We start from the raw sequence: 17,214 nt of genomic DNA, 5'->3' as shown, positions 1-17,214 counted from the left end.
CGCAGCGAGCCGCCCGCGCGGTTTCGTGGGGTGGATCTCATGACAGCTTCTCCCTCGTCCGTCGCAGGAAGTCGAGCGCGTCGACCCCCACGGCACAGGTGTCGTCGGTGTGCACGCCCTCGACCGGCTTGCCGGCCAGGACGACCCAGCGGGCGCCCGCCTCGCGGAGGCCGTCGGCGACCTCGGCGCCCCAGGCGGCGTAGTCGCGGTCGTGGCCGACCAGGCAGACCACCGCCTGCCCGTCGTAGTCGGCCAGGACGGCCGCCGCGTCGTCGTGGCGTCCGGCGTTGACCACGCCGATCCCGCCCGCGGCCAGCAGGTTGGTGGCGAAGGTGGCGCGGGCGGTGTGCGCCGCGACCGTGCCCAGCGTGGCCAGGTAGACCTGGTGCTCGGCCGGCTCGTCGCGCAGCTGCTCGAAGGGCTCGGCCCAGGCGCGCACGGGCAGCGAGCCCTCGGCGTACGGGCGGCGCTCGGGGAGGGTCTCGGCGAGGTTCGGGAACTCGGTCACGCCGGTGACGGGGCGCGTGCGCCGAGCCACCTGCCGGTCGCGCTCGGCGACCACCTCGTCGATCCGCGCGCGCAGGGAGCCGTCGGCCAGCGCGGCCTCGACCCCACCGACCTCCTCGATCCGCCCCAGCTCGGCCCAGCCGGCGACGGCCAGGTCGTCGGTGAGCTTCTCGACCGCGAACGACCCGCCCGCCGGGTCGGCGACCGCGGCCACGTGGGACTCCTCGACCAGCAGCGCCGAGGTGTTGCGGGCGATCCGCCGGCTGAACGCGTCGGGCAGGCCGAGGCGGGCGTCGAAGGGCAGCACCGTGACCGCGTCGGCCCCGCCCACGCCGGCGGCGAAGGCGGCGACGCAGGTGCGCAGCATGTTCACCCAGGGGTCGTACCTGGTCATCATCGGGCGCGAGGTGACGGCGTGCAGCACCATCTGCCGCTTCCCCTCCGAGGCGCCGCTCAGCTCGAGGACGCGCGCCCACAGCCGCCGCACGGCGCGGAGCTTGGCGATGCTCGGGAACTGCTCGTCGGTGACCGCCAGGCGGAACTCCACCAGGCCGGCGGCGTCGTCGACGTCGAGACCCGAGGCGACCAGCGCGCGGAGGTACGCCGCCCCGACGGCCATCACGTAGCCGAGCTCCTGGACGTCGGAGGCGCCCAGGTCGTGCACGGCGGTGCCGTCGACGACCAGCGCCCGGCAGCCCAGCTCGCGGGCCAGGTCGGCCGCGCGGGTCACGGTCCCGGCGAGGGGGACGGCGTCGAAGCCGCGCACGGCGGCGGCGACCGGGTCGACGCCGAGGTTGGTGCCGGGGGCCGGCGCGGTGCCCCGGACCAGGTCGGCGTACGCCTGCGCGGCTGCGAGCGGGTCGCCGGGTGCGTCCAGGACCACCGGGGCGACGTCGAGCAGCACCCCGGCCAGGGCGACCGGGAGGTCGGCGAGGGCGACGCCGGCGTCGCCCGCCTGCACGAGCAGCGAGGTGACGCCGTTCTCCAGGTCGGCGAGCGCGGCCTCGTTGGCCGCCTTCGCGTCCGGGTCGGCGAGCAGCGCGCGCACGTCCCACCCGGCGCCGCGGGCCGGGGGGCGGACCGGGGCCGGCAGGTCGGCGACCAGCGCGGGGGTGCCGAGCGGCGGGACCTCCAGGCCGTCCAGGGTGCGTCCGGCGAGCAGCGCCCAGGCGTCGTGGTCGGGGGCGTCCTCGCCGAGGCGGCGGGCCTTGCGCAGCACGGCGGCGGCGGCGGCCTCCCAGTCGGCGACGTCGTGCTCCGGACCCTGGGACAGGGCGAGGTGGGCGTCGGAGGTCATGGGCGAACAATAGGGACCGGCCCCCCGGGCGACCAGCGGGTGTGAGTTACCTCTTACCCCCGGCTCCGGACGGACACCTCGTACCCTGGCGCCGGGGCCCGCGCGTGCCGGGACCACGACGGGGGGCGAGCGGTGATCACCGGGAACGGGCTGGTCCTGAGGGTCCCGGGCGCGGGCGACGTGACCCGCAGCCTCGAGCTCTACCACGACCACGACCAGCTGTCCTTCGGCATGCCGGTGGGCGTCACCGTGCCGCGCACGGCCGACGACCTCGACGAGCGGATGGCGCAGGCCCGCACGGCGTACGACGCCCTGGAGCCGTGCGAGCTGACCGTCGCGGCGCTGGAGGACCCCGACCGCTTCCTGGGCTCGATCTCCTGGCGCCGCGGCGTCGCGCCGTTCCTGCGCGTGGTCGACGTCGGGTACGCCGTCCACCCCGACGCCCGCGGCAAGGGCGTGGCCGGCCGGGCCCTGCGCACCTTCACGCAGTGGCTCACCGCCGACGAGTCCGGCCCGCGCCAGGCCCGGGTGCAGCTCGACCACAGCGTGGAGAACCCCGCCTCGTGCCGCACCGCGCTGGCCGCGGGCTTCGAGCAGGAGGGCGTGCGCCGCTCCTACCTCCCCCTCCGCGACGACGCCGCGCCCGGCGGCGCACGACGCCACGACGTGTGCCTGCACGGCTTCGTCCCCGAGGTCGTCCTGCCGCCGCGCTGACCGCCCGGAACCAGCCCCGCCCGGGGTCCCGACCGGGCTCCGACCATGCCCCGCCGGGGGTCCCGACCAGGCGCGATCCGCACCGCCGTTCACCTCCTGCTCGCGTCGACGACACCGCGCCGTCATCGCGCGACGTGAGGGTGGGCCCATGCGCATCGCACTCGTGACCGAGCACTTCGTCCCGCGCGACGACCCGTCCGCCCGGGTCGCCCGCGAGGTCGTGACCCGGCTGACCGGCGCGGGTCACGACGTCGTCGTCTTCGCCGGCGGCCGCGGCCAGTCGACCTTCCACGGCGCGCGGGTGTTCTGGGCCAGCCGGATGACGCCGGTCTCCGCGGTGCGCGAGGCGATGGCGCTGTCGCGGCCCGACGTCTGCCACCTGCTGGACCCGCACCGCCTGGGGCTCAAGGCCGCCGAGGCCGCCGACCGCCTCGACGTCCCGGTGCTGGTGCTGGACCCCCGGGCCTGGCAGCCGGGGGTGTCCCTGGAGGACCACCACCCCGGCCTGCGCGACCAGCGCCTGCACGACCGCTGGGCGCGCACGGGCGTCCCCGGCGACGGCCGGACCGTGGTGGGGTACGTCGGCCCGCTGGAGCGCCGCAAGGTCGTCGCCCGCCTGGCCGGCCTCGCCCGCACGCCCGGCCTCAAGCTCGTGGCCGTCGGCGACGGCCCGGGCGCGGAGACCCTCCGCGCGGCCGGTGCCAAGGTGGTCGCGCACGCCACCACGCTGGAGCGCGCCACCTGCCTGGCCTCCTTCGACGTGCTGGTGCAGCCGCGCAAGCGCGAGGTCTACTCCCCCGCCGTCCACGAGGCCCTCGCGAGCGGGGTCCCCGTCGTCGCCTTCGCCGGCGGCAGCGCGGCCGGGGTCGTGCGCGACGGAGCCAACGGCCTGCTGGTGCCGACCGACCGGGGCGGGCGCGCCCTGGGCCGTGCGGTCGCCCGCGTCGCCACCGACCCCGACCTGCGTCGTCGTCTGACCGACGCCGCCCGACCCTCGGTGGCGGACCTGGGCTGGGACGACGCGGTCCGGGACCTGGTCGAGGACCACTACGTCCCCGCGGCGGGCGCGAGGCCCGCGCCCGTGCCGCTCGCCCACTGACCCGGACGCCACCCCCACCACGGACATCCGGGTCATTCCCGGCGAAGTGCCCCCGGGCGACGGGGTGGACCCGCTAGCGTCGTCACCTCGGAGGACGGGGGCCGGCCGTGGGGGCAGGGACGAGGTCGGGGAGGCCGACAGGGTCGGGCGCGGCGTCGCGCGCGGCCCTGGCGCTGCGTCGCTGGCTCGCCGACCCGGTCGCCACCTGGCGCACCGGCACCCGGCAGAGCCAGCTGGCGACGCTGGCCGTTCTCCTGGTCGGGGTGGCGGCGTGCTTCGCGGTCTCGATGCACCGCTACGACCTGATGCCGCTGACCAGCTACTACCTCTGGCTGCTGCTCGGGATGCTCCTGCTGCGCTACCGCCCCCTCCTGGTCCTCGTCGGGCTGACCACCCTGGCCGCGGTCGCCGCGATGCTGCTCGACCCGCCGCTGACGGTGGTGCGGGTCTCGGCGCTGGTGACGCTCGCGGTCTCGGTGCTGCTGATCCTGTTCGCCTCGAGCCGTCAGCAGAGCGGTCTGCCCGGGCCCGTGAGCGAGGCCATGCTGACCGACCTCAAGCGCCGGCTGCAGTCGCAGGGCACGATCCCGGGACTGCCGCAGGGGTGGCGGTCGCAGACGGCGATGATCGCGGCCAGCGGGGTCGGGTACGGCGGTGACTTCCTGGTGGCCCGCCTCGACGACGACGTCCGGCGCCTGGAGCTGATCCTGGTCGACGTCTGCGGCAAGGGCGTGGGGGCGGCCTCGCGGGCGCTGCAGTTCGGCGGCGCCCTCGGCGGACTGCTCGGGGCGCTGCCCCCGCAGGGGCTCTTCGAGGCGGCCAACGACTTCCTGCTGCGCCAGCACGGCGACGAGGCCTTCGCGACCGCCGCCCACGTGACGCTCGACCTCGACACCGGGGCCTACAGCCTCACCAGCGCCGGCCACCCCCCGGCGCTGCTGTGGTCGGCCGACCGCGGCACCTGGGAGCTCGACGGCGCCCGGGGCACCGCGCTGGGCATCGTCCCGCGGCCGGAGATGCACCACACCTCCGGCGTGCTGGCGCCCGGTGACGCCCTGCTCTTCTACACCGACGGCGTGGTCGAGAGCCGCCACCACGACCTCGACACCGGGATCCGGTGGCTGCGCGACGTGGGCGCCCGCGCCGTGGAGCCGGGCTTCGCCGGTGCCGCCCGGCGGATCATCAGCCAGGTCCGGCGCGGCGACGACGACCGCGCCGTGCTGATCCTCGACCGTTCCTGAGGCGGGCCCCGTCGCCCCGGCGCGGGGTCGCCGGAGCGAGATGTGTCACAGCGGGTCCGGCCCCGGCGTACCGCCCGGGGGGATACGGTGACCGTTGTGGCAACCGCGACCCTCGTCAAGAACAGCAGGTCGACCCGATCGACCATCGCCCTGAAGCTCATGATGGCCGTCAGTGGCATCGTCTTCATCGCGTTCGTGCTCCTGCACATGTACGGCAACCTCAAGGCCTTCGCCGGTCATGACGCCTACAACACCTACGCGGAGCACCTCCGCACGCTGGGTGAGCCGATGCTCCCCCGCAGCGGGCTCCTGTGGGTGATCCGGCTCGTCCTGATCCTCTCCCTGGTGGTGCACGTCTACTGCGCCGTGGCGCTGTGGCGACGGGCGGGCAACGCCCGCTCGACCAAGTACGCCGTGAAGAAGAACCGGCACTCGAGCATCTCCTCGCGCTTCATGCGCTGGGGCGGCCTGACGCTGCTGATCTTCATCGTGTGGCACCTGCTCAACTTCACCATCGGCAAGATCAACGTCACCGGGGGCGCGACCAACGACCCCTACAACCTGCTCGTCGACTCGTTCTCGGTCTGGTGGCTCACGCTGATCTACCTGGTCGCCATGGCCGCGCTCGGCCTGCACCTGCACCACGGGGTGTGGAGCTCGATGCAGACCCTCGGTCTCACCAACACCGCTCAGGCCCGGACCCGCTCCAAGCGGGCCGGTCTCGTCGTCGCCGTCGTCATCGCCGGCGGCTTCTCGCTCGTGCCGATCTTCGTCGTCGCCGGCGTCATCACCAAGTAAGGGGCTCCCACTCCCATGACAGACACCACGGCTCACGCCGACCCGAGCAACCCCGACAACCCCCAGCTCACCGACGACGCCGCCGGTTACTACATCCCCGGCGACCCGGTCCGCGACCGCAAGGCCCCCCAGGGCCCGCTCGAGGAGCGCTGGGACACCCGCCAGTTCGAGGCACGGATCGTCAACCCCGCCAACCGGCGCAAGGTCTCGATCATCATGATCGGCACCGGGCTCGCCGGTGGCGCCGCCGCCGCGACCCTCGGTGAGGCCGGCTACCAGGTCAAGTCCTTCTGCTACCAGGACTCGCCCCGCCGGGCCCACTCGATCGCGGCCCAGGGCGGCATCAACGCGGCCAAGAACTACAAGGGCGACGGCGACTCCGTCTACCGCCTGTTCTACGACACCATCAAGGGCGGTGACTACCGCTCGCGGGAGTCCAACGTCTTCCGCCTGGCCCAGGTCAGCCGCAGCATCATCGACCAGTGCGTCGCGCAGGGCGTCCCCTTCGCCCGCGAGTACGGCGGCCTGCTCGACAACCGCTCCTTCGGCGGCGTCCAGGTCTCGCGCACCTTCTACGCCCGCGGCCAGACCGGTCAGCAGCTGCTCCTGGGCGCCTACCAGGCGCTCGAGCGCCAGGTCGCGGCCGGCACCGTGCAGGAGTTCACCCGCCACGAGATGCTCGAGCTGGTGATGGTCGAGGGCCGTGCCCGCGGCGTCATCGTGCGCGACCTGGTCACCGGCGAGCTCGAGACCCACCTGGCCGACGTCGTGGTCCTGGCCAGCGGCGGCTACGGCAACGTCTTCTTCCTCTCCACCAACGCCATGGGCAGCAACGTCACGGCCACCTGGCGCGCGCACCGCAAGGGCGCCCTGATGGCCAACCCCTGCTACACCCAGATCCACCCGACCTGCATCCCGGTCAGCGGGACCCACCAGTCCAAGCTGACCCTGATGAGCGAGTCGCTGCGCAACGACGGCCGCATCTGGGTCCCCAAGGACGCCAAGGACGCCGACAAGGACCCGCGCGAGATCGCCGAGGAGGACCGCGACTACTACCTGGAGCGGATCTACCCCTCCTTCGGCAACCTGGTCCCGCGCGACATCGCCTCGCGGCAGGCCAAGAACATGTGCGACGAGGGCCGCGGCGTCGGTCCCGAGGTCGACGGGGTGCGCCGCGGCGTCTACCTCGACTTCGCCGAGGCCATCGGCCGCCTGGGTCGGCCGGCGATCGAGAGCAAGTACGGCAACCTCTTCGACATGTACGCCCGCATCACCGGCGAGGACCCGTACGAGGTCCCGATGCGGATCTACCCGGCCGTCCACTACGTGATGGGCGGCCTGTGGGTCGACTACGACCTGCAGTCCACCATCCCGGGCCTGTTCGTGGCCGGCGAGGCGAACTTCTCCGACCACGGCGCGAACCGCCTCGGCGCCTCGGCCCTGATGCAGGGGCTGGCCGACGGCTACTTCGTGCTGCCGAACACGATCCGCGACTACCTCGCCGACAGCCCCTTCGACAAGGTCGAGGAGTCGCACCCCGAGGTCGTGGCCGCGCTCGACACCGTCAAGGAGCGCATCGCCTCCTTCATGAACGCCAACGGCACCCGCAGCGTGGACTCCTACCACCGCGAGCTCGGCAACATCATGTGGGAGTACTGCGGCATGGAGCGGACCGAGGACGGCCTGAAGAAGGCCATCGACCTCATCCGCGGCCTCAAGGACGACTTCCACCGCAACGTGAAGGTGCTCGGCACGGCCGAGGGCCTGAACCAGTCGCTGGAGCGCGCCGGACGCGTCGCCGACTTCTTCGAGCTCGGCGAGCTGATGTGCATCGACGCCCTGAACCGTCGCGAGTCCTGCGGCGGCCACTTCCGGGCCGAGTCGCAGACCGAGGACGGCGAGGCCCTGCGCCACGACGACCAGTACGCCTACGTGGCGGCCTGGGAGTGGGCGGGCGAGGGCGAGAAGCCGATCCTGCACAAGGAAGAACTGACCTACGAGTTCGTCGAGATGAAGCAGCGGAGCTACAAGTGAAGATCACCCTCAAGATCTGGCGCCAGGCCGACAGTGCCTCCGACGGAGCCATGCACACCTACGACCTCGACGAGGTCTCCGAGGACATGTCGTTCCTGGAGATGCTCGACGTGCTCAACGAGCAGCTCATCACCGACGGCGAGGAGCCGATCGCGTTCGACTCCGACTGTCGCGAGGGCATCTGCGGCATGTGCGGCCTGATGATCAACGGCGAGGCGCACGGCCCGGAGGTCACCACGACCTGCCAGCTGCACATGCGCTCCTTCAAGGACGGCGAGACCGTCACGGTGGAGCCCTGGCGCGCCGACCCCTTCCCGGTGCTCAAGGACCTCGTCGTCGACCGCAGCGCGTTCGACCGGATCATCCAGCAGGGTGGCTTCATCTCGGTCAACACCGGTGCCGCCCCCGACGCCCACGCGACCCCGGTCCCCAAGGAGCAGGCCGACCGCGCCTTCGACGTGGCGACCTGCATCGGCTGCGGCGCCTGCGTCGCGGCGTGCCCCAACGGCTCGGCGTCGCTGTTCCTCGGCGCCAAGATCACCCACCTCGGTGAGCTGCCCCAGGGTCAGGCCGAGCGCGACACCCGCGTCGCGGCCATGGTCGCCCAGCACGACCACGAGGGCTTCGGCGGCTGCACCAACATCGGCGAGTGCACGGCCGCCTGCCCCAAGGGCATCCCGCTCGACGTGATCTCCCAGCTCAACAAGGACCTCCGGACCTCGATCCGGCACGGTCACTAGCAGCACCCGACAGCGGAGGATCCCGGTCACCAGGTGACCGGGATCCTCCGCTGTCGTCGTCCCCGGGGTGCCCGCGGTCGCTGCAGGTTGCTCGAGTGCCACCCCAGGGTCGTCCGCGGGGTCGGCGTACGACCCTGAGGTGGCGCTCGGGGTGTCGACTGGAACAGCAGCGTCGTGGATCGGGCCCGGTCGCGACGCTGGTGTTCCACTCGACGCACGGGGTTCGACGACGGGCGCGGGGCGCACTGGTCGACCAGCGGACACCCCAGGCGCTCGGCCCGGCCGGATCCCGCCGGCTCAGCCGCGGAGGTCGAAGGAGCGGGCGGGTTGCCAGCCGGACACGTCGTCGTGGAGGTACATCCACATGGCGGTGACGTCGAAGGCGGCGTCGAAGTCCGCGAGGCCCTCGAAGGCCTGGTCCAGGACCTCGTCGGCCTGCTCGTGGGCCACCGTCACGTGGGGGTGGTAGGGGAACGCGCGCTCGATGCGCAGCGGGCCGCGCTGGACCTGGGCGGCGAGCTGCTCGCAGCCGCTGATGCCGTCGACCACGCCGACGAAGACGACCGGCGAGACCGGGCGGAAGCTGCCGGTGCCGCGCAGGTGGACGCGGTACGCCGGCATCCGCTCGGCGACCGCGGCCAGGTGGGCCACGACCGCGTCGATCTCGTCGGTCTCGACCTCGTGCGGCGGCAGCAGCGTGATGTGCGTGGGGATGTGCCGGGCGAGCTCGTCACCCAGGCCGATCCGGTAGTCCTGCAGCTGCCGCCCCCACGGCTCGGGGACGGCGACGGAGACTCCGATGGTCGGCACGCGCGCCAGCCTAGGTGCACGCCGATGCGGTCACGGCCGCGCGGGGACCAACCCGACCCGGTCGTAGACGTCGGCCAGCGTGCGGGAGGCCACCTCGCGGGCCCGCTCGGCCCCCCGGGCGAGCACGGCGTCGATCTCGGCGCGGTCGTCGAGCAGCTCCAGGGTGCGCGTGCGGAACGGCGTCACGAAGTCGACCACGACGTCGGCCAGGTCGCCCTTGAAGTCGCCGTAGCCGCGACCGGCGTACTCCTGCTCCAGCGAGGCGACCTCGCGCCCGGTGAGCGCGGAGAAGATGGTCAGCAGGTTGGAGATGCCGGGCTTGGCCTCGAGGTCGAAGCGCACCTCGGCCTCGCTGTCGGTGACCGCCGAGCGGATCTTCTTGGCCGAGACCTTCGGCTCGTCGAGCATGTCGATGAGGCCGGCGGCGCTCGAGGCCGACTTCGACATCTTGGCCTCGGGGTTCTGCAGGTCGGTGATCCGGCCGGTGGACTTCAGGATGTAGGGCTCGGGCAGCGGGAACGTCTTCTTGAAGCGGTGGTTGAACCGGCCGGCGAGGTCGCGGGTCAGCTCCAGGTGCTGGCGCTGGTCCTCCCCCACCGGCACGAACTTCGGCCGGTAGAGCAGGATGTCGGCCGCCTGGAGGATCGGGTAGGTGAACAGCCCGACCGAGGCCGCGCTCTCGCCGCCCTTGGCGGACTTGTCCTTGAACTGCGTCATCCGACGGGCCTCGCCGAAGCCGGTGATGCACTGCATCACCCAGGCCAGCTGGGCGTGCTCGGGCACGTGGGACTGCAGGAAGACCGAGGACCGATCGGGGTCGATCCCCATCGCGATCAGCTGGGCGGCGCACCGAACGAACCGCTCGCGCAGCACCTTGGGGTCCTGCTCGACGGTCAGCGAGTGCAGGTCGGCGATGAAGAAGAACGGCTCGTGCTCGTCCTGGAGGTCGACCCACTGCCGCAGCGCACCCAGGTAGTTGCCGAAGTGGAAGGAGTCGCTGGTCGGCTGGATCCCCGAGAGGACCCGGGGACGTGCGGCGCTCGCCCCGGGAGCGGGGGTGCTGGGCGCGCCGGAGGGCTGGGACTGCTCGACCGTGGACATGTCGTCGATTGTCTCAGCCGGCCTGGCCACGCCTCAAACCGGTTTGCCCGCGGCGGGCACGGACGCGACGATGGCTGTTCCCATCCGCCCACCCGGCCCGACCGAGAGGCACCCCGTGCGCGCCATCCCCCGCCTGTCCGACGGCGTCGTCACGCTCCGCGCGCCGCAGGAGTCCGACGTCCCGGGCTCGGTCGAGCAGGTCGCCGACCCGCTGGTGCAGGCCTGGACCGAGGTGCCGCGGGACTACTCGGACGAGCACGCCCGCTGGTTCCTGCTCGAGCACGTCGCGCAGGGCTGGCAGGAGGACCGCGAGTGGTGCTTCGTGGTCGAGGCCGACGACGACGACGGGCGGCCCCGGTTCGCCGGCACCGTCTCGCTGGTGCCGCAGCGCGGCGCCCGCGCCGAGGTGGCGTACGCCGCGCACCCCTGGGCCCGCGGGCGCGGCCTCCTCGAGCGGGCCCTGCGTCTGCTGCTCACCTGGGGCTTCGAGGAGCAGGGCCTGGCGAGCGTGCTGTGGATGTCGCGCCGCGGCAACTGGCCCTCGCGCCGGCTGGCCTGGAAGGTCGGCTTCAGCTGCGACGGGCTGCTGGAGGGCTGGCTGCCCACCGCGGCGGACGGACCGCTGGCCGAGACCTGGGTCGGCACGCTGCCGCGCGGCGTCGACCTCGCCCCGCGCAGCCCCTGGCTCGAGGTCCCGCGGATCGTCGGCGAGCGGGTGGTGCTGCGGCGCACCCGCGACGACGACGCCGCCCGCGTGCTCGAGGCGTGCACCGACGAGCGCACGGCGTACTGGCTCGGCCAGCTGCCGCAGCCCTACACCCCCGAGCTCGCGCAGCAGTTCGTCGGCCGCCGCGAGGAGGACGTCGCCGCGAGCCGTGCGGTGCACTGGGTGCTCGCCGACCCGACCTCCGACGCCCTGCTCGGCGTCATCTCGCTGATGTGGCGCGGGCCGGGGCTGGACTGCGAGGTCGGCTACTGGGCCCACCCCGACGCCCGGGGGCGCGGCGCGATGACCGAGGCGGTGCGCCTGGCGGTGCGCCACGCGGTGGTGCCGGTCGAGGACGGCGGGCTGGGCCTGCCGCGGCTCACGGCGTACGCCGCGGTCGACAACGTCGCCTCACGTCACGTCCTCGAGGCCAACGGCTTCGTCCCCACCGGCGTCGAGCGCGGCGGGGCGAACGTGCGCGACGGGCGGCACGACCTGGCCGGCTACGACCTGCTCGCCGCCGAGGTCAGGACGCGCTGAGGACGGCCCGCCGCGCGCGCTGCGTGCGGCGGTGCAGGGCCAGCGACAGCAGCATCACGACCAGCCCGACGGCGGAGAGCCCCGCGCCGACCCACGCCGGGGCGGTGTAGCCGAAGCCGGCGGCGACGACCAGTCCGCCCAGCCAGGCGCCCAGCGCGTTGGCGATGTTGAGCGAGGCGTGGTTCATCGCCGCGCCGATGGTCTGGGCGTCGCCGGCGACCTGCATCAGCCGCAGCTGGAGCCCGACCACGACGATGGAGCTGACCACGGTGATCGTGAAGACGGTGACCAGGCCCGCGACGAACCACTGCGAGGTCTGGGTGAACACCGCCAGCGAGAGACCGGTCAGCACGGTGCCGACGATCATCGAGCGGAACACCGACCAGTCGGCCAGCCGTCCCGCGACCGGGGTGCCGACGACCATGCCGAGGCCGAAGGCCAGGGCGTAGAACGGCACCCGCGACTCGGGCAGCCCGGCCACGTCGGTGACGGTGGGCGCGATGTAGGTGTACATCGCGAACATGCCGCCGAAGCCGACGGCCCCGGCCAGCAGGGTCAGCAGGACCTGCGGCTCCCTGAACGCCCTCAGCTCGTTGCGCCCGGTCGCCGTGCGGTCGGCGGCACGGTGCGGGACCAGGGTGACCACCAGCGCCATCGTGGCCGCGGCCAGCACCGTCACCATCCAGTACGCCGAGCGCCAGCCCAGGTGCTGGCCCAGGAAGGTCGCCGCGGGCACGCCGGCGACGTTGGCCACGGCCAGGCCCAGCATGACGCGGCTGACGGCACGACCGCGCCGCTCGGGGGACACCAGGTCGGCGGCGACCAGCGAGGCCACGCCGAAGTAGGCGCCGTGCGGCAGGCCGGCGAAGAACCGCGCCAGCGTCAAGGAGGTGTACGACGTGGCCAGGGCGCTGGCCGCGTTGCCGACCAGGAACACCGCCATCAGCGAGACCAGCAGCCCGCGCCGGGGCAGCTTGGCCCCCAGGACGGCGATGAGAGGCGCGCCCACCACCACCCCCAGGGCGTACGCCGAGATGACGTGACCGGCCGTGGGGATGGAGACGCCGACGCCCGCGGCCAGCTGGGGCAGGAGACCCATCGAGACGAACTCCGTGGTCCCGATCGCGAAGCCGCCCATCGCGAGCGCGGCCAGCGCCCAGCCGGTGTGCTTGCGGCGGTGGACGCGGCCCCGGGGTGCCGGGTCGGCAGCGTGCGGGCTGGCCGGGGGGCCAGGACGGGCGGTGTCGACGGAGGTGCTCACCCCTCCCCCAACGCACTCACGCCGCCCGTGTTCCCGCGAGCGGCGTGAGATGCGCAGATGGGTGGTGACGTCAGTCTCAGACCAACGAGGCGATGGCCTCGTTGAGCGTGGCCGAGGGCCGCATGACCCGGGCGGCCTTCTCGGCGTCGGGGCGGTAGTAGCCCCCGATGTCGGCGGGCGAGCCCTGGACCTCGACCAGCTCGGCGGCGATCTTCTCCTCGTTGTCGCGCAGGGTCTGCGCCAGCTCGGAGAAGGCGGAGGCGAGGTCGGCGTCGTCGGTCTGCTTCGCCAGCTCCTCGGCCCAGAACAGCGCGACGTAGAAGTGGCTGCCGCGGTTGTCGATCGAGCCCAGCTTGCGGCCCGGGGACTTGTTCTCGTCCAGGAACGTGCCGGTCGCCTTGTCCAGCGCCTCGCCCAGGACCTTGGCCCGCGGGTTGCCGGTCTGCTCGGCCAGCTTGGCGAACGACTCGGCCAGGGCCAGGAACTCGCCCAGGCTGTCCCAGCGCAGGTAGTTCTCCTTGACCAGCTGCTGCACGTGCTTGGGCGCCGAGCCGCCGGCGCCGGTCTCGAACAGGCCGCCGCCGTTGATCAGCGGGACCACCGAGAGCATCTTGGCGCTGGTGCCGAGCTCGAGGATCGGGAACAGGTCGGTCAGGTAGTCGCGCAGCACGTTGCCGGTCACCGAGATGGTGTCCTCGCCGCGGCGGATCCGCTCGACCGAGACCTTGATGGCCTCCACGGGGGCCTGGATCGAGATGTCCAGGCCGTCGGTGTCGTGGTCGGGCAGGTAGGCGTTGACCTTCTCGATCAGGTTGCGGTCGTGGGCGCGGGACTCGTCGAGCCAGAAGATGGCCGGGGCGCCGGTGGCGCGGGCGCGGGTGACGGCCAGCTTGACCCAGTCCTGGATCGGGACGTCCTTGGTCTGGCAGGCGCGCCAGATGTCACCGGGCTGCACGGCGTGCTCGGTGAGCACCGTGCCGTCCTCGGTGACCAGGCGCACGGTGCCGGCCTCGGCGATCTCGAAGGTCTTGTCGTGGGAGCCGTACTCCTCGGCCGCGCGGGCCATCAGCCCGACGTTGGGCACCGAGCCCATCGTGGCGGGGTCGTAGGCGCCGTGCTCGCGGCAGTCGTCGACGACGACCTGGTAGATCCCGGCGTAGGAGGAGTCCGGGATGACGGCCAGGGTGTCGGCCTCGCCGCCGTCGGGGCCCCACATGTGGCCCGAGGTGCGGATCATGGCGGGCATGCTCGCGTCGACGATCACGTCGCTGGGGACGTGCAGGTTGGTGATGCCCTTGTCGGAGTCGACCATGGCCATCTTCGGGCCCTCGGCGAGGTCCTTCTTCACCGCGGCCTCGATGTCGGTCGCGACGTCGCCGCCGACCTTCGCGGCGCCGGACAGGATGCCGCCCAGGCCGTTCTTGGGGTCCAGGCCGTGCTGGAGCAGCGCCTCGCCCTGCTCGGCGAACAGGGTCGGGAAGAAGGCCTGCACCGCGTGGCCGAAGATGATCGGGTCCGAGACCTTCATCATCGTGGCCTTGAGGTGGACCGAGAACAGCACGTCGTCGGCCTTGGCGCGGGCGATCTGGTCGCGCAGGAAGTCCTGGAGGGCCGAGGCGCTCATGAAGGTCGCGTCGACGACCTCGCCGGCCTCGACCGGGATCGACTCCTTGAGCACCTGGGTGCCGGAGTCGGTGACCAGCTCGACCTTGAGCGAGCCGGCCTGCTCGACCACGACCGACAGCTCGTTGTGGCGGAAGTCGTCGGCGTCCATCGTGGCGACGTTGGTCTTGGACCCCGAGGTCCAGGCGCCCATCGAGTGGGGGTGCTTGCGGGCGTAGCCCTTGACCGACTCGGGCGCGCGGCGGTCGGAGTTGCCCTCGCGCAGGACCGGGTTGACGGCGCTGCCCTTGACCTTGTCGTAGCGGGCGCGGGTGTCCTTCTCCTCGTCGGTGCTCGGGGAGTCGGGGTAGTCGGGGAGGTCGAAGCCCTGCTCCTGCAGCTCGGTGATCGCGGCCTTGAGCTGCGGCACGGAGGCGGAGATGTTGGGCAGCTTGACGATGTTGGCCTCGGGGGTCTTCGCGAGCTCGCCGAGCTCGGTCAGGTCGTCGGAGATCCGCTGGTCCTCGGGAAGCCGGTCGCCGAACTGGGCGATGATGCGGCCGGCGAGGGAGATGTCGCGGGTCTCGACCTCGGCGCCGGCCTTCGCGGCGTACGCCTCGATGATCGGGAGGAACGAGTACGTCGCCAGCAGCGGCGCCTCGTCGGTGTGGGTGTAGATGATCTTCGAGTCGGGCACTGCACAGCTCCTGGACGTCGCGTCGGATTTATCTTCACGTCAAGATATCGCACGCGGACCCTGGAACCCAGGCCGTCCGCGCGGCCCAGCCTCTCAGCGGTGGCGGCGAGGCACAACAGGACGGCCGGACGGGCGCCCGGGTCAGCGGTCAGGCCCGACGCGCGGACCCTTGCGACGCACGACGACGCTCCCCATGAGGGCCACGCCGCGCACCCGGACGACGGGGCCGGTGGGGGCGGGACCGACCGCGGCACCTGCGTCGGCCCGGTCCCTCCGGCTGGTCCTCTCGTCGAACGTGCCCATCACGCCGAGGCCCTGCACGTCGAGGACCGTGTCGTGCTCGACCACGACGACCACGCTGCCCATCACCGCCGTGACGACCAGGGTGACCTCGCCGGAAGGGGCCGGCAGGACGGCCTCGCGCAGGTCGAGGGTCACGCTGCCCATCAGTGCCAGCACCGGGTGCCGCTCCCCCACCTGCCAAGGACCACGGCGGCGCACGTCGCCCATGATCGCGAGCGTCCCGCCGGGAGCGGGACCGGGCGGCGGACCGGCCGGACCCGGTCGCGCCGGCGCGGGCGCGCTCCACGGGACCGGCGGGGCGTGGCGCGGACCGGCGGAGAAGGAGGACAGCAGGTCGGCCAGCGTGGGCGACGGCGGCGGGAAGGGGCTCGCGGGCTGACCACCGGGCCGGCCACCGGGTGGGGGCCCCGGTGGCAGCGGCGAGGGCCGCGGGCGGTCGACCGGCGTCAGGTCGCGGTGCCCGGGGAGGTCCTCGGTGAGCGGGACCAGGTCGGCGTACGTCCGGGCGGCGTACGTCGCCTCCAGCCGCTCGTCGAGCTCCTCGAGGTCGAGCCGGCCCTCGCCGGCGGCCTCGCGCAGGTGCTCGGCCACCCGGTGCCGGTCGGCATCGGAGATCCGCAGGTCACGAGGGTGGACGGGGTCCATGCCGTCCCAGCGTAGGCCCACTGCCCAGGAAGGGCACGGGGTTGCTAGCGTCGGGGCTCCTTGCCCTACCCAGCCGTCGAACCAGGAGTCCTCGTGAGCCCTGCTCCCCTCAAGATCGCCGTGACCGGTGCTGCCGGTCAGATCGGCTACAGCCTTCTCTTCCGTCTCGCCAGCGGCGCGCTGCTGGGGCCCGACCGCCCCGTCGAGCTGCGCCTGCTCGAGATCGAGCCGGCCCTGAAGGCCCTCGAGGGTGTCGTCATGGAGCTCGACGACTGCGCGTTCCCGACCCTGGCCGGCGTGCAGATCGGCGCCGACGCCAACGAGATCTTCGACGGCGTCAACCTGGCCCTGCTCGTCGGTGCCCGTCCCCGTGGCCCGGGCATGGAGCGCGGCGACCTGCTCGAGGCCAACGGCGCGATCTTCACCGCCCAGGGCAAGGCCCTCAACGCCGTCGCCGCCGACGACGTGCGCATCGGCGTCACCGGCAACCCGGCCAACACCAACGCGCTGATCGCGATGACCAACGCCCCCGACATCGCCCCCGAGCGCTTCTCCGCGCTGACCCGCCTGGACCACAACCGGGCGATCTCGCAGCTGGCCGCGAAGACCGGCGCCCCCGTCACCGACATCACCAAGATGACGATCTGGGGCAACCACTCGGCCACGCAGTACCCCGACCTGTTCCACGCCGAGGTCGCCGGCCGGAACGCCGCCGAGACCGTGGGCGACCAGGCCTGGCTGGAGAACGACTTCATCCCGACCGTCGCCAAGCGCGGCGCCGCGATCATCGAGGCCCGGGGCTCCTCCTCGGCCGCCTCGGCCGCCTCGGCCACCATCGACGCCGCCCGCGACTGGCTGACCGGCTCCGCCGAGAACGACTGGGTCTCGATGGCGGTCGTCTCCGACGGCTCCTACGGCGTCCCCGAGGGCCTGATCTCCTCCTTCCCCGTCACCACCAAGGACGGGGACTGGGAGATCGTCCAGGGCCTGGAGATCGACGACTTCTCCCGCGGGCGCATCGACGCCTCCACCGCGGAGCTGGCCGACGAGCGCGAGGCCGTCAAGGGGCTCGGGCTCATCTGAGAGCGGCGGCCACCCGTCGGTCGAGCAGGGCCGCCA

14 protein-coding genes are annotated in these 17,214 nt (G+C 73.0%); 8 read left to right on the top strand and 6 right to left on the bottom strand.

What is annotated here, in order from left to right; all coding sequences use genetic code 11:
* Window positions 1-37 precede the first annotated feature (37 nt).
* Window positions 38-1,804: a methylmalonyl-CoA mutase family protein gene (locus ACYVDA_RS04920; protein ID WP_460815509.1), complete on the bottom strand. Its 1,767-nt coding sequence runs from the start codon at window positions 1,802-1,804 to the stop codon at window positions 38-40.
* A 132-nt stretch (window positions 1,805-1,936) separates the two neighbouring features.
* On the opposite strand from ACYVDA_RS04920, the gene ACYVDA_RS04915 reads away from it, so the two are divergent.
* From ACYVDA_RS04915 to ACYVDA_RS04890, 6 genes are all read left to right on the top strand, one after another.
* Window positions 1,937-2,518 carry a GNAT family N-acetyltransferase gene (locus ACYVDA_RS04915; protein ID WP_460815507.1) on the top strand — a complete coding sequence of 194 codons (582 nt, stop codon included), beginning with the start codon at window positions 1,937-1,939 and terminating at the stop codon, window positions 2,516-2,518.
* A 148-nt stretch (window positions 2,519-2,666) separates the two neighbouring features.
* Window positions 2,667-3,617 (top strand): glycosyltransferase, encoded by a 951-nt coding sequence (locus ACYVDA_RS04910; protein WP_460815505.1) that lies wholly within the window; start codon window positions 2,667-2,669, stop codon window positions 3,615-3,617.
* Between the two features lie 107 nt (window positions 3,618-3,724).
* Window positions 3,725-4,858, top strand: a complete 1,134-nt coding sequence (locus ACYVDA_RS04905) for a PP2C family protein-serine/threonine phosphatase (protein WP_460815502.1) — start codon at window positions 3,725-3,727, stop codon at window positions 4,856-4,858.
* A 96-nt stretch (window positions 4,859-4,954) separates the two neighbouring features.
* On the top strand, window positions 4,955-5,656 hold the full coding sequence (locus tag ACYVDA_RS04900) for a succinate dehydrogenase cytochrome b subunit (RefSeq protein ID WP_460815500.1): 702 nt from the start codon (window positions 4,955-4,957) through the stop codon (window positions 5,654-5,656).
* Window positions 5,657-5,671: 15 nt separating this feature from the next.
* Window positions 5,672-7,690 carry a fumarate reductase/succinate dehydrogenase flavoprotein subunit gene (locus ACYVDA_RS04895; RefSeq protein WP_460815497.1) on the top strand — a complete coding sequence of 673 codons (2,019 nt, stop codon included), beginning with the start codon at window positions 5,672-5,674 and terminating at the stop codon, window positions 7,688-7,690.
* Window positions 7,687-8,430: a succinate dehydrogenase/fumarate reductase iron-sulfur subunit gene (locus ACYVDA_RS04890; protein WP_460815495.1), complete on the top strand. Its 744-nt coding sequence runs from the start codon at window positions 7,687-7,689 to the stop codon at window positions 8,428-8,430. Before ACYVDA_RS04895 ends, ACYVDA_RS04890 begins: the two co-directional genes overlap by 4 nt.
* 297 nt (window positions 8,431-8,727) lie before the next feature.
* On the opposite strand, the gene ACYVDA_RS04885 is transcribed toward ACYVDA_RS04890, so the two are convergent.
* Complete coding sequence (locus ACYVDA_RS04885; protein WP_460815493.1) at window positions 8,728-9,240, bottom strand: 2'-5' RNA ligase family protein; 513 nt, start codon at window positions 9,238-9,240, stop codon at window positions 8,728-8,730.
* A 30-nt stretch (window positions 9,241-9,270) separates the two neighbouring features.
* Window positions 9,271-10,341: a tryptophan--tRNA ligase gene (gene trpS / locus ACYVDA_RS04880; protein ID WP_460815491.1), complete on the bottom strand. Its 1,071-nt coding sequence runs from the start codon at window positions 10,339-10,341 to the stop codon at window positions 9,271-9,273.
* A 115-nt stretch (window positions 10,342-10,456) separates the two neighbouring features.
* Here trpS and ACYVDA_RS04875 point away from each other — a divergent pair, with 115 nt between their 5' ends.
* Window positions 10,457-11,587 carry a GNAT family N-acetyltransferase gene (locus ACYVDA_RS04875; protein ID WP_460815489.1) on the top strand — a complete coding sequence of 377 codons (1,131 nt, stop codon included), beginning with the start codon at window positions 10,457-10,459 and terminating at the stop codon, window positions 11,585-11,587.
* Here ACYVDA_RS04875 and ACYVDA_RS04870 read toward each other — a convergent pair.
* The 3 genes from ACYVDA_RS04870 to ACYVDA_RS04860 form a co-directional block, all read right to left on the bottom strand.
* Entirely contained in the window at window positions 11,574-12,848 is a 1,275-nt protein-coding gene (locus tag ACYVDA_RS04870; RefSeq protein ID WP_460815487.1) for an MFS transporter, read from the bottom strand. The two genes, ACYVDA_RS04875 and ACYVDA_RS04870, sit on opposite strands and share 14 nt — an antisense overlap.
* Before the next feature lie 76 nt (window positions 12,849-12,924).
* Window positions 12,925-15,147, bottom strand: coding sequence for an NADP-dependent isocitrate dehydrogenase (locus ACYVDA_RS04865; protein ID WP_460815486.1), 2,223 nt, complete (start codon window positions 15,145-15,147; stop codon window positions 12,925-12,927).
* Between the two features lie 141 nt (window positions 15,148-15,288).
* Window positions 15,289-16,095 (bottom strand): DUF1707 SHOCT-like domain-containing protein, encoded by an 807-nt coding sequence (locus tag ACYVDA_RS04860; RefSeq protein ID WP_460815484.1) that lies wholly within the window; start codon window positions 16,093-16,095, stop codon window positions 15,289-15,291.
* Window positions 16,096-16,188: 93 nt separating this feature from the next.
* Between ACYVDA_RS04860 and ACYVDA_RS04855 the strand changes: the two genes are divergently transcribed.
* A complete protein-coding gene (locus ACYVDA_RS04855; protein ID WP_460815482.1) occupies window positions 16,189-17,178 on the top strand; it encodes a malate dehydrogenase in 990 nt (329 codons plus the stop codon).
* Window positions 17,179-17,214: the final 36 nt, after the last annotated feature.

Source organism: Nocardioides korecus (assembly GCF_054778395.1).
This window is presented reverse-complemented; position numbering and strand designations above follow the sequence as displayed.